Origin of the sequence: Vibrio alfacsensis, from assembly GCF_019670485.1 — a bacterium.
GTDB classification, from domain to species: Bacteria; Pseudomonadota; Gammaproteobacteria; order Enterobacterales; family Vibrionaceae; genus Vibrio; species Vibrio alfacsensis.
This window is the reverse complement of sequence record NZ_AP024166.1, coordinates 175,957-200,468: the sequence shown is the minus strand read 5'-3', so window position 1 is coordinate 200,468 and position 24,512 is coordinate 175,957. Positions and strand designations below refer to the sequence as shown.

At 44.2% G+C, this 24,512-nt stretch carries 25 protein-coding genes; 6 read left to right on the top strand and 19 right to left on the bottom strand.

Translation table 11 applies throughout. The features are described 5' to 3' along the window. Positions 1-81: 81 nt before the first annotated feature. Positions 82-519, bottom strand: coding sequence for a PACE efflux transporter (locus tag VA249_RS15585; protein WP_221071403.1), 438 nt, complete (start codon positions 517-519; stop codon positions 82-84). 137 nt (positions 520-656) lie between these two features. Here VA249_RS15585 and VA249_RS15580 point away from each other — a divergent pair, with 137 nt between their 5' ends. Continuing rightward, on the top strand, positions 657-1,544 hold the full coding sequence (locus tag VA249_RS15580) for a LysR family transcriptional regulator (protein ID WP_221071401.1): 888 nt from the start codon (positions 657-659) through the stop codon (positions 1,542-1,544). Between the two features lie 14 nt (positions 1,545-1,558). Here VA249_RS15580 and fni read toward each other — a convergent pair whose 3' ends face one another. Further along, positions 1,559-2,578 carry a type 2 isopentenyl-diphosphate Delta-isomerase gene (gene fni / locus VA249_RS15575; protein ID WP_221071399.1) on the bottom strand — a complete coding sequence of 340 codons (1,020 nt, stop codon included), beginning with the start codon at positions 2,576-2,578 and terminating at the stop codon, positions 1,559-1,561. A gap of 285 nt (positions 2,579-2,863) precedes the next feature. Then, on the bottom strand, positions 2,864-4,657 hold the full coding sequence (locus VA249_RS15570; protein ID WP_221071396.1) for a cation:proton antiporter: 1,794 nt from the start codon (positions 4,655-4,657) through the stop codon (positions 2,864-2,866). Between the two features lie 213 nt (positions 4,658-4,870). On the opposite strand from VA249_RS15570, the gene VA249_RS15565 reads away from it, so the two are divergent. Continuing rightward, the gene (locus VA249_RS15565) at positions 4,871-7,597 is read left to right on the top strand and encodes a DUF2339 domain-containing protein (RefSeq protein WP_221071389.1); all 2,727 of its coding nucleotides are present in this window, start codon (positions 4,871-4,873) and stop codon (positions 7,595-7,597) included. Positions 7,598-7,699: 102 nt separating this feature from the next. Here VA249_RS15565 and VA249_RS15560 read toward each other — a convergent pair whose 3' ends face one another. The 16 genes from VA249_RS15560 to flgB form a co-directional block, all read right to left on the bottom strand. After that, on the bottom strand, positions 7,700-8,848 hold the full coding sequence (locus VA249_RS15560) for a polysaccharide pyruvyl transferase family protein (protein ID WP_221071388.1): 1,149 nt from the start codon (positions 8,846-8,848) through the stop codon (positions 7,700-7,702). After that, positions 8,803-9,927, bottom strand: a complete 1,125-nt coding sequence (gene neuC, locus VA249_RS15555) for a UDP-N-acetylglucosamine 2-epimerase (RefSeq protein ID WP_221071387.1) — start codon at positions 9,925-9,927, stop codon at positions 8,803-8,805. The genes VA249_RS15560 and neuC overlap by 46 nt, the downstream gene beginning before the upstream one ends. 4 nt (positions 9,928-9,931) lie before the next feature. Beyond that, on the bottom strand, positions 9,932-10,972 hold the full coding sequence (locus tag VA249_RS15550) for an N-acetylneuraminate synthase family protein (protein ID WP_221071386.1): 1,041 nt from the start codon (positions 10,970-10,972) through the stop codon (positions 9,932-9,934). Beyond that, on the bottom strand, positions 10,969-11,697 hold the full coding sequence (locus VA249_RS15545) for an acylneuraminate cytidylyltransferase family protein (RefSeq protein WP_221071385.1): 729 nt from the start codon (positions 11,695-11,697) through the stop codon (positions 10,969-10,971). The genes VA249_RS15550 and VA249_RS15545 overlap by 4 nt, the downstream gene beginning before the upstream one ends. A gap of 77 nt (positions 11,698-11,774) precedes the next feature. Beyond that, complete coding sequence (locus VA249_RS15540) at positions 11,775-12,818, bottom strand: flagellin (RefSeq protein ID WP_221071384.1); 1,044 nt, start codon at positions 12,816-12,818, stop codon at positions 11,775-11,777. 12 nt (positions 12,819-12,830) lie between these two features. Continuing rightward, a complete protein-coding gene (gene flgL / locus VA249_RS15535) occupies positions 12,831-13,730 on the bottom strand; it encodes a flagellar hook-associated protein FlgL (RefSeq protein ID WP_128812570.1) in 900 nt (299 codons plus the stop codon). A gap of 12 nt (positions 13,731-13,742) precedes the next feature. Then, on the bottom strand, positions 13,743-15,116 hold the full coding sequence (flgK, locus tag VA249_RS15530) for a flagellar hook-associated protein FlgK (protein ID WP_221071383.1): 1,374 nt from the start codon (positions 15,114-15,116) through the stop codon (positions 13,743-13,745). Continuing rightward, a complete protein-coding gene (locus tag VA249_RS15525) occupies positions 15,117-15,665 on the bottom strand; it encodes a rod-binding protein (protein WP_221071382.1) in 549 nt (182 codons plus the stop codon). 10 nt (positions 15,666-15,675) lie between these two features. Beyond that, on the bottom strand, positions 15,676-16,797 hold the full coding sequence (locus tag VA249_RS15520; protein WP_221071381.1) for a flagellar basal body P-ring protein FlgI: 1,122 nt from the start codon (positions 16,795-16,797) through the stop codon (positions 15,676-15,678). Next, entirely contained in the window at positions 16,797-17,486 is a 690-nt protein-coding gene (gene flgH, locus VA249_RS15515; protein ID WP_221071379.1) for a flagellar basal body L-ring protein FlgH, read from the bottom strand. The genes VA249_RS15520 and flgH overlap by 1 nt, the downstream gene beginning before the upstream one ends. A gap of 13 nt (positions 17,487-17,499) precedes the next feature. After that, positions 17,500-18,285 (bottom strand): flagellar basal-body rod protein FlgG, encoded by a 786-nt coding sequence (gene flgG, locus VA249_RS15510; protein ID WP_221071378.1) that lies wholly within the window; start codon positions 18,283-18,285, stop codon positions 17,500-17,502. A gap of 39 nt (positions 18,286-18,324) precedes the next feature. Then, positions 18,325-19,056: a flagellar basal body rod protein FlgF gene (locus VA249_RS15505; RefSeq protein ID WP_211917977.1), complete on the bottom strand. Its 732-nt coding sequence runs from the start codon at positions 19,054-19,056 to the stop codon at positions 18,325-18,327. A gap of 12 nt (positions 19,057-19,068) precedes the next feature. Further along, positions 19,069-20,268, bottom strand: a complete 1,200-nt coding sequence (gene flgE / locus VA249_RS15500; protein ID WP_221071377.1) for a flagellar hook protein FlgE — start codon at positions 20,266-20,268, stop codon at positions 19,069-19,071. Positions 20,269-20,293: 25 nt separating this feature from the next. Then, the gene (gene flgD / locus VA249_RS15495; protein ID WP_221071376.1) at positions 20,294-20,977 is read right to left on the bottom strand and encodes a flagellar hook assembly protein FlgD; all 684 of its coding nucleotides are present in this window, start codon (positions 20,975-20,977) and stop codon (positions 20,294-20,296) included. Next, complete coding sequence (gene flgC, locus VA249_RS15490) at positions 20,977-21,411, bottom strand: flagellar basal body rod protein FlgC (protein WP_128812562.1); 435 nt, start codon at positions 21,409-21,411, stop codon at positions 20,977-20,979. The genes flgD and flgC overlap by 1 nt, the downstream gene beginning before the upstream one ends. Before the next feature lie 2 nt (positions 21,412-21,413). Further along, positions 21,414-21,776, bottom strand: coding sequence for a flagellar basal body rod protein FlgB (gene flgB / locus VA249_RS15485; protein ID WP_128812561.1), 363 nt, complete (start codon positions 21,774-21,776; stop codon positions 21,414-21,416). Positions 21,777-21,852: 76 nt separating this feature from the next. Between flgB and flgA the strand changes: the two genes are divergently transcribed. From flgA to VA249_RS15465, 4 genes are all read left to right on the top strand, one after another. Then, positions 21,853-22,650 carry a flagellar basal body P-ring formation chaperone FlgA gene (gene flgA, locus VA249_RS15480; protein WP_221071375.1) on the top strand — a complete coding sequence of 266 codons (798 nt, stop codon included), beginning with the start codon at positions 21,853-21,855 and terminating at the stop codon, positions 22,648-22,650. Positions 22,651-22,785: 135 nt separating this feature from the next. Then, complete coding sequence (gene flgM, locus VA249_RS15475) at positions 22,786-23,067, top strand: flagellar biosynthesis anti-sigma factor FlgM (protein WP_221071374.1); 282 nt, start codon at positions 22,786-22,788, stop codon at positions 23,065-23,067. A gap of 21 nt (positions 23,068-23,088) precedes the next feature. After that, entirely contained in the window at positions 23,089-23,526 is a 438-nt protein-coding gene (locus VA249_RS15470; RefSeq protein WP_221071373.1) for a flagellar protein FlgN, read from the top strand. Then, positions 23,507-24,283 carry a lytic transglycosylase domain-containing protein gene (locus tag VA249_RS15465; protein WP_221071372.1) on the top strand — a complete coding sequence of 259 codons (777 nt, stop codon included), beginning with the start codon at positions 23,507-23,509 and terminating at the stop codon, positions 24,281-24,283. Before VA249_RS15470 ends, VA249_RS15465 begins: the two co-directional genes overlap by 20 nt. The last annotated feature ends 229 nt before the right edge of the window (positions 24,284-24,512 follow it).

Below are 24,512 nucleotides of genomic sequence, written 5' to 3'. Positions count from 1 at the left end.
TACCCAAAATATTGGTCCGAGTGTTAATTCTCCGACAATTTATCAACTCATGATCTATAAAAGCGACGAATTGTCTTTAAATCAACCTAACTGCACTGAAGCTGCCATTCGACGTTTAATCAACAATGCTCGAAGATGGTCATAGGTATAATTGAAGACAAACGCATAGAGTGTGATGAAAATAGTGACACCGACGTCCATCAAAAACGCTTCCCATAAACCGACATCCAACATCCACGCCATCGCCGGTATCGTGACAAACAATAAGCCCGCTTCAAACAGCACCACATGGACGATACGCAGCAAAATTGTACGCTTCTCTTTAGGCCCTGTAGCAAAGTGGTCAAAGATCCAATTAAAGATGAAATTCCAGATCATTGCGATTGTCGCAACAACTATCATTGTTCCTGATAATGCGCTGACTTCATGTTCGGTGAATACAGCCAATCCAACAATTGATAAACTGATCGCTAATACTTCAAATAAAACTGCGTGGAAAATACGCTCTATCGTTCCCATTTAAACCTCACAACTTTTGTCTAGAGCAAGTTAAGTGGCGCCGATTATGTCAGCTAAATAAAGAAGAGAAAGTTAACAACCATCACAAATCGTGATAGCTTATTTTAAGTCTTAACCACATCCTCTTAGGCACTGCAATGTACAGTTTTGAACAGCTAAAAATTTTTGTTACTGTCTGTGAAACTGGTTCGTTCTCAGCGGCAGCACGAAAGCTAAAACGAGCGCAGTCTGGCGTCAGTCAATCTGTCGCAAACTTAGAAATCGCCATTAACCAAGAGTTGTTTAGCCGAGAAAAGAACACGCCAACACTGACAGATAGCGGCAAAGCTTTGCTACCCATTGCACAATCAATCTTGCATCAACAGAAATTCTTCGATCAAAAAGTAGAGTCACTAGAAAACACGTACGAACATGAGTTGGTGATTGCGGTGGATGAAGCGCTCATCAACCAATCACTTTTGGCTCAGTTTGCTAGCTTGGCAGAGCAATTTCCTATCACACAGTTCGATATCATTACTGTGCCGACATTTGATGTGGAAGCATTGATCCGAGAGGGAAAAGCGCAAGTCGGTATTGTACTGGCAGATGGCGAACTCAAAATGGATATGGATTCCTTTACACTTGGCCAAACTCGCTTTCTCACTGTAGCCTCCCCTGCCCATCCATTGGCGAAACTTTCGGTTGTATACGATGCTGAGTTGAAAGCCCACCGCCAATTGGTACTGCGCAGTGCCAAGAGAAAAGAGTTGTGGTTCAGCTATGCCATCAGCTCTCAATTATGGTTTGCCAATTCACATAAAACACTGACAGACTTGGCTTGCCAAGGTGTTGGCTGGGGCTTATTGCCAGAGCGAGTGGTTCGCAGCGAAATAGAAAACAACAAGTTGGTAGCGTTGCCCGTAGCGCATGAGTTTGATGGGTGGCTAACTACGGTTGGGTGTTTAGTTTCTCGAACAAGAAGTATGGGGCCAGTCTTACAAGCGCTAGTCAAAACGCTACAACAGTACCGCTACCAAGACGAATAGCGCTAGAGACTAGATTAGAGACGACGAGCTTGAGTCAATGCTTGAAGATTCGCAGAGCCAGTGCCAAAACAAGCTAAACGTAATTCCAGCGCCATTTGATCAAAATGTTCGATTACTGATTCGGTATTGATGGTCGCTGCTTTTAGGACCGCGCCAGCTTGCCCTGCGAGATTCGCTCCAAGGTGTATCGCTTTTGCCGCTTCCAGACCATTATGCACGCCACCAGAAGCAATTAAAGGCAGATCTGGATAATACTCTCGAATTTGCTCTAAACACGTAGAGGTCGGAATGCCCCAATCACGGAACAGTTCTGCTACGCGCTGCATTTTGCTATCAGCCTGGCAATAACCCTCGACAGCAGACCAACTTGTGCCACCAGCTCCCGCAACATCAATTGCATCTACGCCTGCTTCGACAAGCTGCTTAGCAACCGAACCGCTAATGCCAAAGCCCACTTCTTTGATGATCATAGGAACATTCACGCGCTGCTTGAGTTGCTCAATCGACTTAAGCACACCAACCCAATCGTGATCGCCGTTCTGCTGAAAGGCTTCTTGCATTGGATTAAGATGCACAAATAACGCATCTGCTTGAATAAAATCAACGGCGCGCTGTGCATTATCAAGGCGCTGTTTGTCTCGAAGCTGCGCTGCACCTAAATTGGAATACAACGGCACACCTTTCGCAAGATCACGGATGGTTTTACCCAAACCCGAATGCAGGCTATCTTCTAGGCTAACGCGCTGTGAGCCCACCCCCATCGCAATACCCATCTCACTGGCCGCTTCTGCCAAACGACAATTGATGATTTCTGCCTCTTTTGCTCCGCCCGTCATCGAGCTGATCAAAAATGGTAGTTTCAATTGATGACCGAGAAACTCGCTAGAAAGGTCAATGCTATTAAAGTCACATTCTGGCAACGCACAATGCTCAAATTCGACGGTCTCAAAGCCCGCCGTTTTATTTTTCATGCTCATATCATGATGTAAAACAGCGTCAAGATGCTGGTCTTTTCGATTGAATTGCGAAGCCATATTGTCACCCTAAAGTCAAACAGTGGCGCAGTATTGCGATCCTTGTCATTAACGTCAATGCGAAAATTCAGAAATGTGTCAATTTTTTCCCGAACTCTACATTGATGGAAAAACACAATCGTCCGGATAGGAATCAGACCTAAGTACGTTTTAAACACCACGATGAAAGCTCTATATAAGCTTGGGGAATAAACCGAAAAACGGCCACTCTGATGTGTCAGAATGACCGTTTCGTAAGAGGAGATTGGGTATGGGGGAGTTGGTACCCACCACATTTATTTGTAACTAATCCGAGGCATCTGTTTGAATTAACGCGACGACTGTACTGTTTGTTGATGGCGCGAACTGTTCAGGATCATCACAAAATTGAATTTTGCCTTTTTCTTCAACATGAAAAAGAGGTATTACCAAATTACTTTTGTGGTGTTCCAAATAATGCTGATAGGAAAAGCTATCACTCAATTTTGTGTGCTTAATTTCTGCGCCTCGACTCAGCAAACTCGCCAATTGTGTGTAACTGACATTGCCTCCCATGAGTAATTTTCCATGATATTCTTGGGCTACCGAATGCTTTTCACTGCCGTTTGATTTACTTTTTTGCAGACAATGGACCCTATCTTCACCGAACTCGCTAACAAACTGCATACAAGCCATAATATTGAAATGTTGATCTGGCGTCAGCGCGACGACTTCTCCAATGCCTATTAGGTTGAGGTTATCATCCGCATGACTTGAAATTGGATTACCATAATAATGGTCCATTCCCGACATGCGAACTTGGCTGATGTAGTCCCAATTAGAATCGGTTAATAGCACTCGTCTATCATACCTTGCCAATGCTTGACCAATTTCTCTTGCCACACGATTCGCTCCTATCAGTAAAAAACCTCTTGGCGCTGGTTCAGCCACACCAAGAGCTAACGCCATTGGACGAGCAGTCGCACTTTGCAATACGACAGTACCGATGATCACCATAAAAGTCATCGGGACAAGTAAGGTTGCCTCGCTGATTCCAAACTCCATCAACTTGATGGCAAATAGTGACGAGATAGACGCTGCGACAATACCCCGTGGCGCTACCCAAGAAAGAAAGACTTTGTCTTTGAATGATAAGTTGCTTCTAAAAGTCGAAATAAAAATCGAGAGTGGACGAGAGACAAGTTGCATGAAGACAAACAGAATGAGTGCTCCGCTCCCTAGTGCAGTAAAATCATCTAAGCTGATTCGGGCTGCTAAGAAGATAAATAACCCAGTGATCAGCAATATTGTAAGGTGTTCTTTAAAGTGCAAGATCTGTTGAATATTGATCCCTTTCGCATTAGCCAACCACATTCCCATGACCGTCACGGTAAGCAATCCTGCCTCTGATTCTAATTGATTCGACACAGAAAAAACGCCAAGTACCACCATTAACACTGCAAACGGCTGCAGGTACTCTGGCAGCCATGCTCGCCGTAAAACGGTTGCCACTGCAATCCCAGACGCAACGCCTAAAATTAAACCGACCGCAATAATAGTGCCGAACACTTCAACGCTGTTCACCGCATTATGCGAGACAATGAACTCGTAAACCATCACCACAAACAGCGCGCCTAACGAATCAATCAAAATGCCTTCCCAGCGCAGAATATTCGCAAGCTTTGAGGTCGGTCTAACCGTTCTAAGCAGCGGAACAATCACCGTTGGGCCAGTAACGACCGTTAAGCTACCGAACAGAATCGCTAGCTCCCAAGTAAAATTAAGGAAGTAATGGGTCGCCACACTTGTTGCGACCCAAGAGATAATGGCACCAACAGAAACAATGCTCCAAACCGCACCACTGACCCCACGAATTTCTTTAAAGTTCAGCGTTAAACTGCCCTCAAACAAGATCACGGCTACGGCAAGAGAAACCAAAGGGAACAGTAGATTGCCGAGAATATCGTCCGGATTAAGCCATTGCAAAAACGGTCCTACAATTAAGCCAGCTAGGAGCAAAAATAAAATGGCTGGCAAACGCATTCGCCATGCTAACCATTGGCACCCTAAGCCAATCACCCCAACCGCCGACAGCACCAGCGCTTCATTGCCAACTTGCATGTATCGTCACCTAGTTTGTTGTTATTTGGCCAAGCTCTCACTCTACGCCAATTAAGATTTTGAAAAGTATTATGAATATAGTTTATACCCAAGTAAGCTCAAGAGACGGAGTTCAATGAAAATGACTCGGAGATAGTTCCCATAAACTTGTGATACTGTGAACTAAACTTGACTAAGCGGCTCAAAATCAAGGATTCAAAACGGCAACAAGGAGTGCAACGGTTGTTTATTTCACTGGCGGTTATTTTGGCGACTTTCGCCATGCTCATCACGTTAAAAGCGGTGAATCGAATATCACAGCTAGAAGACGATCTATCTAGCCTTAAAAAAGAGTTGGCGGAATTGAGAGCGCGTCAGTTTGAGAACACGTCCGTTAAAAACCAAAAGTCCGAATTGCACTCTCTGAACCTAAACGCGCAGACAAGTGCCCCCGTCGGATCCATCTCAGCAAGAACACCGATAAGCACAGAACCAAATAGTATAAAACCAGATAACAAGGCCCCACATGAGCCTCAGGAACCATTAGAACCCAACGACACAACCCCACTTGAAGAACCCAATATTCTATCGACAGACGACGTTCATATTGCCGGATTAGCACAAAGCAGTGAAACATTGTTTGAAAAACAAGCCAGTAAGCTCCTAAGCAATATTCAAGAAAACTGGCTCGTTTGGGTTGGGGCATTAGCTATGCTGATGGGTGGCGGCTATTTGGTTCAAGTCATTGGCAGCCATATCGAATTTTCACCCATCATACGAGTATCCATTGCATTGTCCGTTTCTCTTGTGACGGTGTTGTTAGGTGAATGGTTTCATCGTCGTGAGCAAAAAAGTCTAGATCGAGCCAAACGCGCGCAAGGTTTCACCTATGTACCCGCCGCTATTTCTGGAACAGGTTTAACTGGCATTTACTGCACGGTGATCTTCGCATTTGTGTTCTATCAAATGTTAACGCCTGGCGCTTCTTTACTTATGTTAGCGAGCGCCGCTTTCTTTAGCTTGGCATTGTCACTACGCCAAGGACCATTGATGGCATTATTAGGCTTAATTGGCGGTTACTCCGCACCACTATGGATTGGTGGAACAGAACCTGATTACTATTTACTTGCCAGTTACATAAGTGCAATTTCTATCGCAGCAACGCTACTGATGCAAAGGACCCGACACGCATGGATTTCTCCCTGCATTGCCGGTCCTCATTTAATCTGGATGCTATTATTAATCGAAAACATCCCGACAGAAACGTTGTTCTCATGGTTGGTAATTTTCCTTTCACTGACTGCATATTTACTGTTCGCGGTGCCTAGGCTTGGCTGGATGTTAAATCCGCGTTTTCGCCATAATCAAGGAAAGTGGACGCACATACCAACAGTCCTCGCATTAGCTACTGTGTTATTGGCTTTATCCGCATTGGCGCGTCTGCCAAGCATCAATCCAATACAAATGAGCTACTTATATGCAATCTTAGTGATATTGCTTTGGCTCCCTGCAATTCGAACAGGTTGGTCACTCAGAATATATATGCCCTCTATCTTGGTGGTGTTTGCTGCATCCCTGATGTTATCCATCGCTCTTCACTTGCTCTACATGACCAATAGCGAAACTCTCATTCTCATCGCACTGGGCATCTGCATTACTTTGATTGCCCTAAGAACGCTTTGCCAAACCTTAGCCAATGACCGTTCACAAATGGCAACTGGATTTTTTCTTGTACTTGCGCCATCAATGACGCTACTGGTATTGCTTTATACCAATGAATTTGTAGAAAGCCATGTTCTCAGTTGGACGGTATTTACAGCGTTAGTTACCGCTTACTACCTGCTGATTGGCTTGCGATACAAAGATCTCGCTTTTGAGTGTTCTGCGATCATGCATACCATGATTGCAGGTACCGCTTTCATCTGGTTAAGTGACACTTGGCTAACAACAGCGATTTCGTTGCAAGTTGCGGTAATGGCACTACAGGTTAAATCAAGCCTATTCCGACCTGCGAGTTGGGCTGTCAAGCTGGCAATGAGCATTCTTGTTGCACGACTGACCCTTTTGCCATTCATTCCTGATTGGCAACCCGTCAATACAGAGCATTGGGCTTGGGTTATCATCAGCTACCTGCCATCACTGGCCATTCTCGCGTACGCTCGTAGTGTATTGCAGCGTTCTGAAAACGAACTCGCGAATTGGTTTGAAGGTGCGTTTTTGCATGTTTTCTTGATGGCCCTTTTCACCCAAACTAATTACTGGTTAACTGGGCAATATGGCTATCTCGGTTATCTCGATTTCACTTCCGCGATTGTTTTTGCCAATCAAGCGCTTGTGATGGGCTTGGTATACAGCTATCGCAGCCAGTTCGCTCAGCAACTAGAGCGAATGTATCAAGTATACAGCTACCTGCTTTGGTGCGTTTTTCTTGTGCTTATTGCACTACTTAACAGCCTTGAATCACCACTATTAGTGAACAACGTATCTGCACAGGCTATGCCTGTATTTAACATGCTGTCAGTGGGGTGGCTATTGCCTGCTGCGATACTTATCGTGACCGCCTATAAGCGTTGGAACACTCTGCGTATTTCACCGAAAGCCATTGCGAGTATCGGCTTCACCTTAGGTACCATTTGGTTAGGCATGTCTATCCGCCAATTCTGGCAAACGACATCAATGACACTTGCCCAATCCACTAGCATGGCGGAAATGTTTACCTACTCGGTGACCGGCTTAATAATAGGTGGCCTACTGACATGGAAAGGGGTTACAGGCAAGATACCTGTCATACAACGAATTGGGCTGATTGTGCTAGCTTGTGTCGCACTCAAAGTATTCTTGTGGGATGTCCGCTCACTAGATGGGTTCTGGCGAGCGATGAGCTTCTTGGGTTTAGGTGCTTCATTGATCGCGCTTGGGTGGCTATTCCAGAAGTTGCACCGGCCATTAAGTCAAAAATAGTGGAATGACAATAAAGTTAGGCGAGTCATAGCTCAACACTCCACCTATTGGAAGTGCCAAAATCGGTATTAATGGCCGCCACCTAACTTTCACGATTAAAATTCAAATATTAGAAAAATACGATTTATAAAAATCTATTGTCTTGTTTCGCATTCTTGTAATTTCATCGTCATTCCTAAAACAAGCACTTTTATCTATCAGATCCAAAACTTCCATGTGAAAGTTCGGTGTTATGGACACATTCGAATTTTTAGATAAAAGTTGAGCGTGCGTATATTCAATCCTATTCAAAGGAGAAAGACCAATCAAAGGAGTATTAAAAGCCATAGAACAAACATTAGCATGATATCTAGACGCAATGGTAAAATTTGCATTCTTATAAATATTAAAAATGAAATCAGTGCCTTTATCCCCCTGCAAACAAGGAGCAACTACCGTGTGAGTGCGTGAAAGTCCGGATGGTAGCTTACTCAAAACTTTACCAATTGCTTCAACATCTTGATGTATATGGGGGACGAATACTGATTTTAAACCTCGTTCAGCAAGACCACTCACTAATAGCTCAAATTCTTTATAATACCATTCTCTATTATCACTTAAGCCCCCTTGCATATTAAGTTGGTCATCCGTGATATTAATCGCAACATAATCTTTATCTATTGGAAGAACTCCATCACTGCTTGGAGAATAGAAATAGCCATGATCTAATATTTCAACGACACCATCTAGATAATTTAACCCAAAATCATTGATTATCGAGTTTACTGAACCATCATTTCGTAACGCTATTGTTATATTATTAGAGCTTCGTACGTAATCCAAAAATTTAGTAAATTTTACATAATTTTCTTTTGGAACGCTTCGATGAGGATTGCACCCTACACTTGTAATTAAGATTCTGGTCGATATCTTATCTAAAATATCAGGTTCAATATCAATCGTGGTCCCAGTGCTTGAACCCTCAACCCAATAATCTAAGAAACCACCACCACCAAATATCACTAAGTCATACGTATTAGCAAGATCCGCAAATTTTTCATTGAACTCAAGCTTATCATCTAAAATATAGTTTCTATATGCTTTTCTTATTTCCAACCTATCTATTGCATAAGAAGCATTAATTTCATCCATTATGCTAGCAAGCCCCAAATGGCTCGCATTATCTCCAATATTCCCCTCGAATGAGGCTATGTGCAAAATTTTAATCAACTTGCGATATCCATGAAAATTTTCTGTGTACGTACTTGCCAAGTTTTTTCTTCCTGGATAGCCTTAATAAATAGTTCATTGCTTTTACCATCACCAAACTCTCGTGTTTTTAAAAACAACTTTCGTTCAGACTGTCTAATAGCAGATAAAATTTGTTGGCTATTCTCTTCTACATTTAAAATAGATTCGGCATTAGAACGGTTGTTTTGACGACTACCCAAATTTATAGTTGGCTTACCATAGAAAGGGGCCTCTCTGACTCCTGCACTAGAGTTTCCTATTATAAACTCTGCATTTTTTAGCAATGTTAGAAAATATTCAAACCGAACACTCGGGTATATTTTAAACCTACAATTTCCTTTAAGTCTTTCATATTCATTAATTATAACATCTGAACCATGATCGTTGTTCGGAAAAATTACAACGTAGTTTAACCCGCTATCTATAACTCCAGATACAACTTCACGAATATTTTCTCCAAGTTCATTTAATGCGGTCGTAACTGGGTGATACATTAAAATAGAGTATTTATCAAAATCGATATCATACCTATCTTTAACGTCCACTAAACTTGGCAATTCGTTTGACTTCATTATATCTAAATCAGGTGAACCGATTACAAATATACTTGATTCACACTCACCAAGCTGTATCAGTCGTTTCCTAGCAAAGTCATTCGATACAAAATGAAGATGAGACATCTTTGATACTGAATGACGAATGAGTTCATCAATCGTTCCTGAAACCTCACCACCTTCAATATGAGCGACCAATATATTATTCAAAGATCCTACAATTGCCCCAGCTAAAGCTTCTACGCGGTCACCATGTACCACAATCATATCCGGTTTTAGATCCTGAACATAATCTGAAAGACCTTGAATGGTTTTTGACAATACAATATCCATTGAATCGTGACCATTCTGATTGATGTATTTATAAAGTGATTTGAAACCTGATTTTTCTACTTCATTTGCTGTCATACCATATTTTGCCATCATATGCATGCCAGTTATAAAAATGTGCGCTTCAAATTGCGCATGATATTCAACCTTTTTAATTAAGCTCTTTAATTTACCAAAATCGGCGCGAGTTCCTGTTAAAAATAATATTTTTTTCATGAAACTAAATATGTTCCATCTTCAGTTGAATATCAGCAAGGATATCTTCTTTGGCAACACATCCCAGTAATGATTCATACTTCTCTGCAAGGAAATCACCCGTTCCAGGACGCTTAACCCAAATATTCTCCGTTGTCAGTTTTTCGCCTTTCTTGATCTCAGAAATAGTCACTACACTTGCATACGCAAAATCAATGGTAACTTGCTCTTCTTTTGCTGCTTCTTTTTTGCCACCACGCATCTTTGCCATCCGCTTTGACTGTATAATCAACTCTGCACATTCTTTAGGATCCATAGAGCAGGCGATATCCGGACCAGGTCGACTTTTTCTATCGGTAAAGTGCCGCTCGAGGACTGAGGCTCCAGAGGCAACCGCTCCTAGGCAAGCTAAATTATCAATGCTATGGTCAGAAAGACCAACAACTGCATCAGGAAATGCTGCTTGGAGCGCTTCCATAGCACCGAAGCGAATTAAGTGGTCAGGTGTCGGATATAAGTTAGTCGTATGCAGTAAGCAAAAAGGAGTTTTATGTTTACGGAAAATATTCACTGCTTTCTCAACAGAAGATATATCATTCATGCCTGTGCTAAGAATTATTGGTTTACCAAAACTTGCGATCAGCTCAAGTAAAGGATAATTATTACACTCGCCAGAACCAATTTTATAGGCAGGTACATTCATTCGTTCTAAACGCAAAGTCGCTGCACGAGAGAATGGCGTGCTAATAAAAATTGCGCCTTTAGATTCTACATACTCCTGTAGCTTAATTTCATCCTTTTCTGATAGAGCACAACGCTCCATTATTTGATAAATAGAAACATCTGAATTTCCAGGAACGACACTTTTAGCTTCATGACTCATTTCATCATCGACTACGTGAGTCTGATGCTTGATAACCTCTGCTCCACTTTGAATTGCGGCATCAACCATTTCAAAAGCGACGGTCAAAGATCCCTCGTGGTTAATGCCTATTTCAGCAATGACTAGTGGGTCATAGTCTAATCCAATTTTACGATTACATATTTCAAATACTGGATTTGTCATCTTGGTAATTCCATCATTACTTTTTCCACCGCTAATAAATCATCCAATGTGTCAATATCTAATGAGTCGCACTCTGACATCAAATATGGGTAAACATTACTTTGGGGAAATCGGTTATTTAATTTAAATGCATTTTTTGAAAAGGCATAAATTGCACCATTCGGCTGAAAAGCTCGAGGTAAATCTTGCCTCCTGGTATAGGGAGCATCATCGCTATAAAGACCGGCTATTGAACCATCTTCCCTTTCTATATACGACTTTATTGGGGTATGGGAAGGTTCAAACACACTGATCACAAGATCAGCATTCTTAACTGTATAGAGATGCAATGATTCTTGTAAATGAACTGCGTTACGTAATGGGGAGGTTGGCTGTAACAACACAAGATACTCACTCTGAATATTGTTAAGCTCTAACCAATCAATCGCATGTGAAAGAGCATCAATACTACTAGAAGTGTCTAAAGCTAACTCTGGAGGCCTATCTATAATCTCAGCACCTAAACTGATGCTAGTTGTTGCGATTTCGCTATCATCTGTTGACACAAATACGCGCCCCACTTGAGGGCACTGCAGGGCAGCCTCTATTGTCCAACTGATAACTGGTTTTCCATTAAGAGGGAGAATATTCTTTCTCGGTAAACCTTTTGAACCGCCTCTAGCGAGGATGAGCGCCACAAATTTTTCGGCGTTATTAGCCTTCTGTATGATATTTCTATTTTTCATTCCGGAGCTTCACTAACTTTTGGGATTGATAGATCCCACAAGTACAAATTTCGTCAAAGAGACCTTGCTTCAAGGTATCAATTCAACAGAGCCACCACGGTATGTCGACGAACATTCGCCTGAGCATTTAAGGCTTGAAACGTTGACGTAAATTGAGAAGAACTCTCTATAAAACTGTTTAACTTTGCGTTAACAACACTAACAGAAAGCTGACTAGAGCTGTTATGAACAGATTGTATCTGGACACCCAACTCACTTTGAAAGTCTTTCGCCTGCTCTAGACTCGTTTGAACTTGTCCTAAGTGTTGATTCACTTTCGCAATAGATTGCTTAATGCCGTCACGTGAACCGAGATCAAAACTTAACTCGGCAATACCATCGGGTTCTGCTTTCAAACTGAGCACATTCGGCTGGCCTGCTGGAAATCGATGTCCCTCCCCCGTGACCAGCACTTTTTGTTGCATTTGACGGTAGGCCGTCTCTGATGCTTCAAATAAAATCGCCCCATCTTCACCGAGTGACGCTCGCATTCCTAATCCGATCACACTTCGGTCAAGCATTTTAACGGTGCGCTCACCATCCGCTAAGCCATCAAACTGAATCATCACCGACTGTCCTTGAGGAAAGTCCAAACGAATTTGCTCAGCTCTCTCGCTCAAACGATGAACATTCAAACCCGGAATAGAAAATCGACGTATGTTTGCTTTATCGAGTTTAAGATGCAGTTCATTATCGATGACTTTGTTACCATCAAAACTCGCTTGCTCAACAACTTGCTGAATACCACTCTTCGAGCGTACGAGTGAATCTTGTAAGCCAGGAACGTTTTGCACACCTTGGTGAAGAGCCTGAGACAAGCCGCGCTTTATGAGAGTCAGCTCTTTTCCTATGACTTGCAAGGATTTAGAAGCAATTTGAACTGCCGTTGCTTGCTGCTGCCCATGCATGAGTTGAATGCCAGAAAATGAATAGGCTGATGTCGCTGCATCAGCCAAAACAGTAACCGGACGTGGCGTGATCGCAGCACTTGAATCTGCTGATCGGGTTGGCATGATAGAGGCTTGTTCTTGCCCCCCAAGTCGTATGCTATGGGGTCTAACCTCTACTGCACTCATTACCATGTGGGGTGCTCCTTAAATACGATCAAATAAATTAAGATCGTTGATCTTTACGTAACTCGCTTGGGTGGCTTGTAATGCCGCCATGTAGTCGCTCAAACGTACAGAAGCTTCACCATAATCCAGCGCTGATAGATCGCCTGTCACTTTATCAACAAACAGTTGGTTTTCGCTGTGCGAACTATCCATCAAATCTAGGTTATTGTGGCGTCCACCGATTTCGGTCATCGCCCCTAGCACGTTTGCCATTGTAGCATCGATGGCTTCTAGGCTAGCCCCTACTTCAGCTTGAAAATTTGGACTCGGATTCTCAAATTCGGCAATTAGAGCATCAATTTGATTAAGTACATTATCACCGCCGCCCAGCTCCAAGATATCTTGCGCGGTCATGTTCGCTTCCATCGTCACGCCTTTTGCTACCGTCACCACTCTCTTATCACTGTTACCATCAATGACGTAATTCCCTGTTGAGCTATTAATGGCTGGCGTAGTAGTAAGCGTTCCAGAGAAGATGTAGTGCCCTTCCTGATCTTGCGTATTGAAAGACGACTCAATCGAATCACGGTAACTTTTTAGCTCAGTAATCATCCCTGTACGATCTTCATCAGTTAGGGTCTCATTTGCCCCCCAGAGCACCAAGTCTCGCATGCTTTTTAAACTTTCATTGACCGCATCTAAGTGAACTTCTTGCTGAGATAGTGTGGTTTTTAAATTAGCAATATTGTTTTGGTATTGACCTAACGCACTAGTTTCGCGCTCTAGGTTAAGTAATTTAATTGACGCCATTGGATCGTCAGACAGTTTTGTTAGTCGCTCACCTGTGGACATTTGGTGCATGACTAAACCAAGACCTGCGTTGTTGCTTTGCAGGCTTTGAAGCATCATATGGCTAAATTGGTTATCACTAATACGCATCTGTAGTTCCTATTAGAACAATTGTAAAACGGAGTCAAACAGTTGATTAGCCGTACTAATCACTTTCATATTCGCATTGTGAGCGTTCGCAAACGTCATTAAGTTCGCCGCCTCTTCATCACTATTCACTGAACTCACATTGTCGCGAGCAGCATGAGCTTGGTGGTTCATGGCGGCTTTGGCTTCGTAATCAGAAGCGGCTTGACGAGACTTAACGGCGGCATCACCGACCATGGCGGTAAAGGCATCATTAAGGCTTAAGGAACCATAACCTGTAATGGCAACGGGCTTGTTGCTCAATACGATCAAATCATTAAGTACATCCGCATTGCCCGGTGTACCATCACTTGAGAATGCCAACTCCTCAGCATCGATATCAGTGATAGTGAGGCTAGACGCCGGGTTCGCAGGATCATAACTAAATAGTGGTTTGCCCGGGTTACCATTAAGATCCTTGCCTGTAGATAATACGTCGTTATATTCATCAGCAAGCGCTTTTGCCATGTCATCCAATGCGACTTGGTTTTTCTTCAAAACGTCCGTTTGATAATCGTTAATTGCACCTAATTGACCACCAACAGATTGTTCAACCGCAAATTCTTGGTTGGCAAACTCGACATTCAGTTCTGCCAAGTAAGGGTCATTCATATCTGGAGTGGCCGTCAGCTTTCCGTAATCAGCCCCCATAACCAGTGGTTGACCGGAAGCAAGAGTCACTTGTAGGCTTCCATCTGGCTGGTCTGTGGTTTTAATTTCAACAATTTTTGATAGTTCACCAACCAACGCATCACGTGAGTCCATCAACTGAGCAGGGTTTCCGCCACTGCCTTGCATTTCAACGATCTGCTTGTTCACCTGAGCAATGTTTGCCATCAGACTGTTCGCACTCGCCAACGTCGCGGTGCGCTGGTCACTCATGTCTTTGTGTTGGTTATGTAATGACTCATTCAGCGTGTTGAAGCGACGAGATAATGCTTCAGCTTCTGCGATGATTTGCTGACGAAATGGAACAGAATCTGGTTTAACGGTTGCGTCGTTAAGAGCGGCATGAAACGAATCTAGGCCCGCAGAAATACTAAAGCCATCAGCACCTAGCGTATTTTCTAATTGGCTCATCGCCACGGTATAACTCGACGCATAAGAGGCTGCACTGTTCGTTGACCATGTTTGCTTAACCAAATATTGGTCTGTAACTCGACGTATGCTCGTCACTTCGACACCATTTCCGGCACTTAATGAGTTAGATACACTACCGCCAACCGACGCCATCAGCGCTTGCTGACGACTGTATCCCGGCGTGTTGACGTTTGCCACGTTTTGCGCGGTAACGTTAAGAGCAACACGATTAGCGTTTAAGCCTGATAGGGCGATATTAACAAGATTCATTTACAGCTCCATTTTTCTGTTCAGCGGCTGAGAAAACGCGGTTGTCATACCGGCTTCACCAAGCACCTGTTGCACAGAGGCGACCGCTTGCTGAACAGAATTAATCGTATTGGGATGCGCGATTGCCGCTTCGCTTTCAACTTGTGATATGCGTTCAAAGTCTACGTCATCGTGGTCATTCGCCGACGATACGTTACGAGTAGAATCAAACGCGACTTCTCGCATCGATGGACTCAACTGCTGAACCAACATATCAGCAATACCTGAGTTTTGTTTCTTTGCTAATTCGATTGCGAGTTGCCCATCGTACATATCACGAAACACACCTTGTTGTTGGCTCGAAAATGGACTGTCTTTGTGAGCTAACACATCACTGCTACTGCGCATTTGACGCAGTACCATTTGCAGAAACATGGCTTCAAACTGGCCGGCGACTACTTCGAGCGCTCCCTCTTTATCACGACTCTGCTTGATGCTCGCGAGGGCATTATTGTCATGATAAAGCATGGCGTTGATTGGAGTTTGGTCACCACTATTGTCTAACTTCATCTTTCAATCCTTAAATCACAACCAGTTCAGCGTTTAATGCGCCAGCTTCGTTCAATGCTTGTAGAATGGACATCAAGTCTGTTGGCGTTGCACCTAAACTGTTTACCGCACTGACGATAGTGTTGAGCTCAGTCCCCGGAGGCCAAATCACCATTTGAGCTTGCTCTTCGTTCACATCAATTTTGGATTGATTGACCACTTTGGTTTCACCATCAGAGAATGCATTCGGCTGGCTCACTTGTTCTGATTCGGAAATACGGACTGTCAAATTGCCGTGGCTCACCGCCGCCTCACCAACTTTCACATTTTTCCCAATAACGACGGTACCAGTGCGCGAATTGAAAACAATACGCGCAGGCTTGCGGCCCTCAACCACACTCATTTCTTCTAACATCGACATCATAATCACACGCTGTTGCGTATCCATAGGCGCACGCATGTCCACACGCGCTTTGTTAATCGCGACCGCAACATTTGGTCCAAATGTACTGTTGATTTCTCGTACGATGTTCTTCGCCGTCGTAAAGCTTGGCTTGCGTAAATTCAGGGTAATTTCATCTCGTTCATTAAAATCGGTCTCAATTTCACGTTCGAGGATTGCACCATTAGGGATACGACCCGCGGTTGGTGTGTTTACTTCTACTTTGGAGCCGCTTTTACCCTCTGCTGAAAGGCCACCAACCACAACACTTCCTTGGGCAATGGCATACACTTCACCGTCGATGCCTCGAAGTGGCGTCAGTAGCAACGTACCTCCGCGTAGACTCTTCGCATCACCAATGGATGAGACCACAACATCCAACGCCTGCCCCGGCCCCGCCATTGGGTCCACTGAAGCGGTGACACTCACTGAAGCCACATTGCGCAACTTAGGATTCATACTGTCATCAATCTGCACACCAAATTGGCGCAGCATATTCGTTATAGACTGTGAGGTAAATTTGACTTGGTTTCGGTCACCTTGCCCAGCTAAGCCAACCACTAAACCGTAGCCGACAAGTTGGTTCTCACGAATACCTTGTACATCAACCAAGTCCATAATAGGAATTTCCACTTCGGCGTGAGCGGTCACCGGCAATCCCAACGTGAATGCCAATAAGAAAGAAGAAAGAAAAGCATTTACTGGCTTCATTAGAATGGTATCCATGGGCTATTAAAGAATTGCGTTAACCAACCTGCCGCATTGCTATCTGCCAATGCCCCGCGGCCTGCATAAGTAATTCGAGCGTCTGCGATACGCTGAGAAGAAACTTGGTTACTGCGACTGATGTCATCGACACGAACAATCCCAGTAAGGCGAATGAACTCATCCCCTTGATTCAGACGCAGCCACTTTTCACCGCTGATTCGGAGGACACCATTAGGCAACACTTCATGCACGGTGACCGTTATCGCACCTTGTAACTTATTACCTTGTGAACTGGATGCGCTGCCATCAAAGTTACGGCTTCCATCAAGACTGACGCCAAATTCATTGTAAGTTTTATTACCAATCGTCGGAGCGGCAAAATCGACGGTCGAGTTCTTACCAAATTGAGTGCCTGCTTTCTTACTGGAAGACGTTTCTTCTGAAAGCTGCACCGTAAGCACGTCACCAACGCGATATGCACGGCGGTCTTGGAATAAAGTCATGGTGTATTGGTGACGATAAAGGCTGCCCGATTTCGTATCCGGTAGCGTGTAGTCAAGCACTGGTGGCGCATACTCTTCTGCGTTTGGTTCTGGCGGAATAAATTCCTGACGCCCAGCACAACCTGCCAATAAAATCACAGCAATGACCCAATGCTTCGCTAGCCATTTGTTTGTGTAATCCTTCATCATCACCACTTCTTTATTACATTGATTGCGAGACAAATTTCAGCATGTCATCCGCTGCTGAGACCACTTTGGCATTCATCTCATACGCACGTTGAGTCGTGATCATTTCAACCATCTCTTCAACGACTTGTACGTTCGAACCCTCCAAAGCACCTTGCTTGATACTGCCTGCGCCATCTTCACCAGCGATCAACTCATCCGCAGGGCCGCTTGCTTCCGTCTCGCGGAATAAGTTACCGCCAACGGCTTCTAAGCCCGCAGGGTTGATAAACTTAGCCAACGTGATTTGACCCAGTTGCTGTGGTGTTGGGTCGTCAGCGGAGGTTGTTGTGACCGTGCCATCCACACCAACTGAAAATGAAATCGCGTTATCTGGGATCTGGATTTGTGGCTCCAATGGAAGACCTTGGCTATTCACCATTAAGCCCTCTGAGTTAATGTGGAACTGACCATTACGTGTGTACATGATCTGACCGTCAGAGTTTTCAATTTGGAAGAAACCTTGTCCCATCACGGCTAAATCCAACTCTTGGGTGGTATTTTGAGTGTTGCCTTGAGTAAAGACTTTTTGCGTTCCTACTACACGCACACCAGAACCAAGTTGTACACCACTTGGCAACTCGTTTACTTGGTCAACTTGCGCACCTGGCTGACGCTGAATGCTGTAAAAAAGATCTTCAAAAACAACTCGATCACGCTTAAAGCCAATCGTATTAACGTTTGCAAGGTTATTGGAAATGGCAGTCATCTTCGTGTCCTGCGCTGCCATACCTGTTTTACTTACCCATAATGCTGAATGCATTGCTTATCTCCTTTGGGCGGAAACTCTCTTTAAAAAGAATTACTTCGCCGCCATCAATTTATTGCCAGCTTGAGCCAGTGTTTCTGCGGTTTTCATCATGCGAACTTGCATTTCAAAGTTGCGAGTTAGAGACATCACACTTAACAGTTCATCAATCGCGGACACGTTGCTGCCCTCTAGATGTTCTGGCGAAATTTGTACGGTTTCATCGATTGGAAAAGGCGCGCCATCTGCACTGTGCAACAAGCTGTCGCTCTCTTTCTGTAATTGATCCATTGGCGGCTTAACGAGCTTTAACGTTCCGACTTCCACTTCGGCCCCCCCACCTGGAGGGATGACAGAGACACGCCCACGTTCACTGATTTCGATTTTTTGAAAATCTGGCGCAACAAGAGGGCCATTTTCGCCTAACACAGGAAAACCATTGATCGACATCGCACCGAATGTATCCACTTGGATGTTACCTGCTCGGGTATAAGCCTCCCCACCAGCAGGCGTCTCCACGGCAAAATAACCATCGCCCATGATAGCGACATCAAGTGGACGACCGGTTTTCATAATGTCACCAGAGTCAAAGCGCGTTGCTGCGGAGTTCGTCACGACCATGGTTCGTCCATCAAACCCCGCCCCTTGCAATTCGATACTGCTAACGCGCTCCATATCTGCACGGAAACCTGCAGTATCCGCATTCGACAAGTTGTTCGAACGTACGTGCTGAGCCTTAAGAACACGGCTTGCACCCGACGTAGCTGTAAATAACAAGCTATCCATGCCGAACTCCCATTACACCGCGTTGAACAAAGCTTGGGTCAGCTTATCGCTGGTAGAAATGGTTTTCGCATTTGCTTGGTAATTTCGTTGAGCCGTCATCAATGCAACCAATTCACTCGTCAAGTCAACGTTCGAACCTTCAAGTGCGCCCGGCGTTAGGCTGCCAAGAGTGCCTGAACCCGGAACGCCAAGAATTGGTGCGCCAGAGCTAAAACTTTGTGTCCAAGACGTACCGCCGGCATTTGCAAGCCCTTGCTCGTTAGCAAAATCGGCGATCACTACCTGACCTTGCAATTGAGATTGACCATTGGTGTAGGTCGCATACACCATACCGTTGTCTTCTACGCGGATGCCTGCAAGCTCACCTGATGTGTAGCCATTCGGGTTGTTAGAGCTCACACCAAATGCCGCACCAAATTGCGTACTGCCTGCAAGGCTAATGTCAATGCTCATCGCCTCTGCACCTGCAGCGGGGAATGCAACATTAAACGAGCCAGTTGGTGATGCTAGCGTACCGTCAGGGTTGAAAGTCACTGTCTGCTTAGTCGCCGGAATTGTCGCCGCACCATCTACATTGACATTCACTTCCCACTGGTTATCAGCCGTTTTCGTGAAGTACTGTGTTACCGTGTGTGCGTTGCCCAACGAATCGTGCACTTTCGTGGTGTAAGAAGAACTGAACGAACTTGGATCGTCAGGATCAAATGGCGTGACCGCTGTATCGATCACAGATGCACTCGCATCAAAGTTCGCCACAAAGTCCAATTTATCTGTCGCTTGCGCTTTTAGCGAAGACGTTGAAATCTGAATATCACCGACAGAACCTGTCTGTAGGTTGTTATTGCTATCGACACTGTAACCTTGCAATTTTGCGCCATTGTTCGACGTAACAAAGTTGTTTTTATCTGTACCGAAAACACCCGAACGTGTGTACAGCATTTGACCTGCACTATCACGAGTCACAAAAAATCCAGAACCATTAATTGCCAAATCCATCGAGCGGCCTGTGCCTGTGATAGAGCCGTTCTTATCGAAGTTCTGAGAAATCGATGCCACTTCAACGCCACCTGGTTGCATGCCGTTGTATACCGCAGCAAATTCCGTTCGACCGCCCTTAAAACCGTACGTCGACGCGTTAGCGATGTTATGGCTAATAGTGTTTAGCTCTTGGTTGGTAGCATCAAGGCCACTTAGTGCAATATTAAAACTCATGAAAAACCTCTAATTTTTAGTTCGGTTAGGCACCAAACTGTGAAATTTGATAGAAAGGAATGCTGCCAACACCCTCAACTTTAACCAGCGCGGCACCACCTGAACTTGGAATGCGAACTTGTTCGACCTTGCCAGCTAACAAAATATTCGGGCTAGCTTGCCCTTCTTGAACTTCGACGGATACCGTGTATTTGCCAGGCTTCAAACCAAGCTCTTCTGGGTTAATCGAGAATTCGACGTCACCAGCACTGTGCGCACCGAGTGGCACTTTTGTAGACTGACCAAACTCATCTTTCACCACAAGGGTCACTTGGTTCGAGTTGTGTTCAAGCTCAATCTTGCCGCTTTGAACGCCTTCGCCGAGTTCAAACTCATCAGAAGAAACATAAACCGTTTGTCCAACTAAGCCTGCGGTCGACAGTACTTGCATGTTATCCAGTAGCACCATGCTGTTTTGCATCAAGCCTGACATGTTCTCCATACTTTGTACTTGTGAGAACTGAGCCAATTGGCTGACATATTCCGTACCATCAAGAGGATTTAATGGGTCTTGGTTTTGAATTTGTGCCACCATCAAGGTGATGAATTCATTTTGCAGTGACGAAGCGCTGTTAGAATCTAGAGGGTTTGAAGCCACACTTGCCGTGTCTTTCGCCGCAGCTGATACAGGAGTATCAGCCGATAGAGCGGTGTATTGTGCCAAGCTCATTAGCTACCCTGCCCTAAACGCAGTAGACCTTGTTGCATGCTTTTCACATTAGCTAACACTTCCACATTAGTCTCAAAACTTCGCGTTGCCGACATCATATCGGCCATTTCAGACACCACATCAATGTCTGGGTAGTAAACATAGCCATCATCGTTCGCCAACGGGTTATTTGGCTCAAAGCGCTTCTCTGCTTGACCTGCATTTTGTACGACATCCACAATGCGTACTTCTGCGTTTGGATAAACGCCATTTTCCGTCGACATTTGGCTCTTTTGATAAACCGTTGCAAATACGGGTTTTAATGCTTGATAGGCATCTTCTGGATTAGCCGAAACCGCATCCGCATTCGCAAGGTTACTGGCTACCGTGTTTAAACGTACAGTTTGTGCCGTCATCGCCGAGCCAGTAATTGAATAAATATCAGTAAAAGACATGATTACCGTCCCTCTATTACTTTTGCCAATCCACTGAATTTCATGTTGAGAAATGTCAGACTGGTCTGAAAGTCCATGTTGTTCTGTGTGAATTTGGCTTGTTCAACACCAAGCTCAACCGTATTGCCATCTTTGCTATTTTGATAAGGAACCGAATACAGTGTTTCAATTTGAAACTTAGGTACCGATTTACTTACGCCAGTGGATGACATCTGACTCATCACAGTGCTAAAGCTAAGGTCTTTTGCTAGGTACCCCGGCGTGTCAACATTTGCTAGGTTACTCGCTAAGACTTTGGTACGCTGAACGCGAAAATTAAGGGCCTCAGGATGTACTCCTAACGCATTTTCAAATGAGATCGCCATGTATCTTCCTTACAGTCGGCTCGAATACGCCAAGATCAAACAAGATGCATGCCATAAAAAATAGCAATATAAATCAATGAATTACTATCAAGCAGGGAAAGCTCACTTCCGCTCTCCGGAAAGAAAAGAAAATAAGAGGAAACGTCGATATTCCTCGATAAAAGCCTTGGTTGGCATCGCATGCCTTGTGATAAGCCACTCTGCAAACGCGAGTAACAGCACACTAACTGTCGATGAATTGAAAATGTTTGTCGCTCAAATTTTTGAACAGGAAGTCGCTAAAACGGCGCAAGCAAGAGGATGGGAGAATCACCATCTTGAATATGATATCTGGGCTCCAAGTGCCGCCAATTATCTGCCGACATGTCACATACCTTTAGTGGTAAGCAGTCGAGACAATAGACTGATTCCTGTCGGGAACCTAAAACGGGCAGTGAGTTGCGAAAGTCTCGACTCACCTTGGCGAATTAATGTCACGATAAGAGCAACGCTCACCTTACCCGTGCTCGTCGCAACCACGACACTTGATCGCAATGAGACGATTTCAGCTTCACATATCAAGCTGGAAACCCGCACTATCACTCGACAAGACGATTTTTATACACGAGCGCATCAAGCGATTGGCTTAGAAACATCACGTCGGCTAAAGGCCGGTCAAATCGTAGATCCTAGTATTCTTAATGCTCGCCCAATGATAGTGAAAGGTAACGAAGTTATTATTATCGCGAGCAAAAACGGGTTTCATGCAAGCACCAAAGGCATCGCATTAGAAGATGGGAAAAAAGGAGATCAAATTGAAATCGAAAATCAAAGCTCTGGAAAAATAGTTCGCGCTGTCGTTACGGGGGTAAACCAAGTTCACACTCAGTTCTAATTTTGGACTCAGCGTATCACTTTTTGACTATTCTTCTCGTCAAACAGAACCAAAATCGACTAAAAATAAAAATTTAATGTTCATCACAACCTAGTCGCCTATTCGATTTAGAACATGATGATTGAGGAACACAGCATGAAAATCGATAAAGTGACGAGCGGCCATGTCTCACACACAACGTTGCAGCAATCTAGCAGCAAACCTGCAGAGACAGCGCCACAAAGCCAAATCCGTGAACCTGCACTGCAAGCAAACACCGCAGCCGTGGAGCGTGCTCAAGCCGAAATGCAATCTCTGCCTGATGTGGACATGGCGAAAGTTGAACAGATCCGAAATGCACTCGCTCGTGGTGAATTAAACCTAGATACGAAAGCACTGTCTAAAGCTCTCATGCAATTCCATACTGGACATGAGTAACAACGCAATTTAGGACGCAGCATGACATCAGCAGCATCTCAGCACATTCAACACTTTGTTCGCTTAATTGCAGCAGATATAAAGCGATACCAACAATTGTTGATTCTAGTACAGCGACAAAAAGCACTCTATCTGACCTTTGATGGTTCAGAACTGAGTAATAATATTAAGCAACAAGCGCCAATACTCGATCAACTCAATCGCTCTGCGAGTGAAAGAACCCAATCCATGCGAGCTCTGGGTTTGCCTTGCAATAGCGCAGGTGCTGAGAAAATTATAAATGCTTTACCACGTCACATTCGTACTCAGGTAAAAGTGCAATGGACGCAGTTAGAATCGTTAGTTAAGCAATGCCACCAATACAATCAAAGTAATGGTCAAAGCTCCGCGGCGTTCCATGAGCTAATAAGTCACATTAAACAACCTGTTCAGCACACCTATGAAGAGAGAACACTCTAAACATCATCAGCACCGCCACCAGCATCAGTGCCACCTACAGCACCTGAACCATCCGAAAATTGCAACACCACTGAAAAGTGGTACGGTAAATTGGCTTTTGCTTTTCTGCCTGATATTCCCATCTTTTCTCTATGCTGCGCCTTATTCCAAAGATATTCAGAGGGAGTATCAAGTACTCGCTCCTTACTCCGAACAAATTACCAAGCGTATCGAATCATCCCAACAGGTTGTGAACTATATTCTGAAGAATCTCAAGCAGCGAGCACTACCAGAACAGTTTGTGTTAGTGCCTATGCTAGAGTCCTCTTACGACTCTCAAGCCGTATCTCATGCAAATGCAGCTGGGCTTTGGCAGCTCATTCCTGCAACAGCGACTCGCTTCGGCTTAAAAGTCACTTCCGAATATGATGAACGTTTTGATGAAAGAGCCAGTACGTTGGCAGCCATCGATTACCTGGCATTCCTTTATAATAAATTCGATCAGGATATGGCATTAACTCTGGCAGCCTACAACGCAGGTGAAGGACGTGTGATGAAAGCGATAAACAAGGCAGATAGTTCACAGTTTGCTCTGTTGGGATTACCTAAAGAGACACGTCAGTACGTTAGCCGCTTCTACGCGTTACAACAACTGATAGACATTAAACAAATCGAGCCGGCCTCCTTTCAACCAATATTGCTATTTTCATCAAGTTCAAACTTCAATGTGCAGCCACTGATCGCACAGGATCGATTACCACCACTTATTGAACTATAAACAGTTCAATTAAAATTCACACAAATTGGCCTCAAAATTACACACACCGTGATATCGCTCGAAACATGTGCATTTAGTTTACTTTAGCCTTTCTCAAAGATAAGAAACTCAGTACCATTTGAACGTTATTTGATCGCCATTACTTGCAAATAGCTTAGAGATGGGTCGCGTAGTTGATGGGTTTAGCATGAAATGCTCATTGAAACGCTATTAAGCATTTACACAGCAA

Coding starts and splice junctions, on each gene's coding strand:
- VA249_RS15580 (WP_221071401.1), top strand. CDS start 657: ATGTACAGTTTTGAACAGCTAAAAATTTTTGTTACTGTCTGTGAAACT.
- VA249_RS15470 (WP_221071373.1), top strand. CDS start 23,089: ATGACATCAGCAGCATCTCAGCACATTCAACACTTTGTTCGCTTAATT.
- fni (WP_221071399.1), bottom strand. CDS start 2,578: ATGGCTTCGCAATTCAATCGAAAAGACCAGCATCTTGACGCTGTTTTA.
- flgG (WP_221071378.1), bottom strand. CDS start 18,285: ATGCATTCAGCATTATGGGTAAGTAAAACAGGTATGGCAGCGCAGGAC.
- flgL (WP_128812570.1), bottom strand. CDS start 13,730: ATGCGTATTAGTGATAACCAATTTAGCCATATGATGCTTCAAAGCCTG.
- flgB (WP_128812561.1), bottom strand. CDS start 21,776: ATGGCGATCTCATTTGAAAATGCGTTAGGAGTACATCCTGAGGCCCTT.
- VA249_RS15540 (WP_221071384.1), bottom strand. CDS start 12,818: ATGGTAATGAGTGCAGTAGAGGTTAGACCCCATAGCATACGACTTGGG.
- VA249_RS15505 (WP_211917977.1), bottom strand. CDS start 19,056: ATGGATAGCTTGTTATTTACAGCTACGTCGGGTGCAAGCCGTGTTCTT.
- flgC (WP_128812562.1), bottom strand. CDS start 21,411: ATGTCTTTTACTGATATTTATTCAATTACTGGCTCGGCGATGACGGCA.
- flgH (WP_221071379.1), bottom strand. CDS start 17,486: ATGATGAAGGATTACACAAACAAATGGCTAGCGAAGCATTGGGTCATT.
- VA249_RS15525 (WP_221071382.1), bottom strand. CDS start 15,665: ATGAAGTTAGACAATAGTGGTGACCAAACTCCAATCAACGCCATGCTT.
- neuC (WP_221071387.1), bottom strand. CDS start 9,927: ATGAAAAAAATATTATTTTTAACAGGAACTCGCGCCGATTTTGGTAAA.
- flgE (WP_221071377.1), bottom strand. CDS start 20,268: ATGAGTTTTAATATTGCACTAAGTGGCCTTGATGCTACCAACCAAGAG.
- flgD (WP_221071376.1), bottom strand. CDS start 20,977: ATGAGCTTGGCACAATACACCGCTCTATCGGCTGATACTCCTGTATCA.
- VA249_RS15465 (WP_221071372.1), top strand. CDS start 23,507: ATGAAGAGAGAACACTCTAAACATCATCAGCACCGCCACCAGCATCAG.
- flgA (WP_221071375.1), top strand. CDS start 21,853: ATGAATTACTATCAAGCAGGGAAAGCTCACTTCCGCTCTCCGGAAAGA.
- VA249_RS15570 (WP_221071396.1), bottom strand. CDS start 4,657: ATGCAAGTTGGCAATGAAGCGCTGGTGCTGTCGGCGGTTGGGGTGATT.
- flgM (WP_221071374.1), top strand. CDS start 22,786: ATGAAAATCGATAAAGTGACGAGCGGCCATGTCTCACACACAACGTTG.
- flgK (WP_221071383.1), bottom strand. CDS start 15,116: ATGAATCTTGTTAATATCGCCCTATCAGGCTTAAACGCTAATCGTGTT.
- VA249_RS15520 (WP_221071381.1), bottom strand. CDS start 16,797: ATGAAGCCAGTAAATGCTTTTCTTTCTTCTTTCTTATTGGCATTCACG.
- VA249_RS15550 (WP_221071386.1), bottom strand. CDS start 10,972: ATGACAAATCCAGTATTTGAAATATGTAATCGTAAAATTGGATTAGAC.
- VA249_RS15585 (WP_221071403.1), bottom strand. CDS start 519: ATGGGAACGATAGAGCGTATTTTCCACGCAGTTTTATTTGAAGTATTA.
- VA249_RS15545 (WP_221071385.1), bottom strand. CDS start 11,697: ATGAAAAATAGAAATATCATACAGAAGGCTAATAACGCCGAAAAATTT.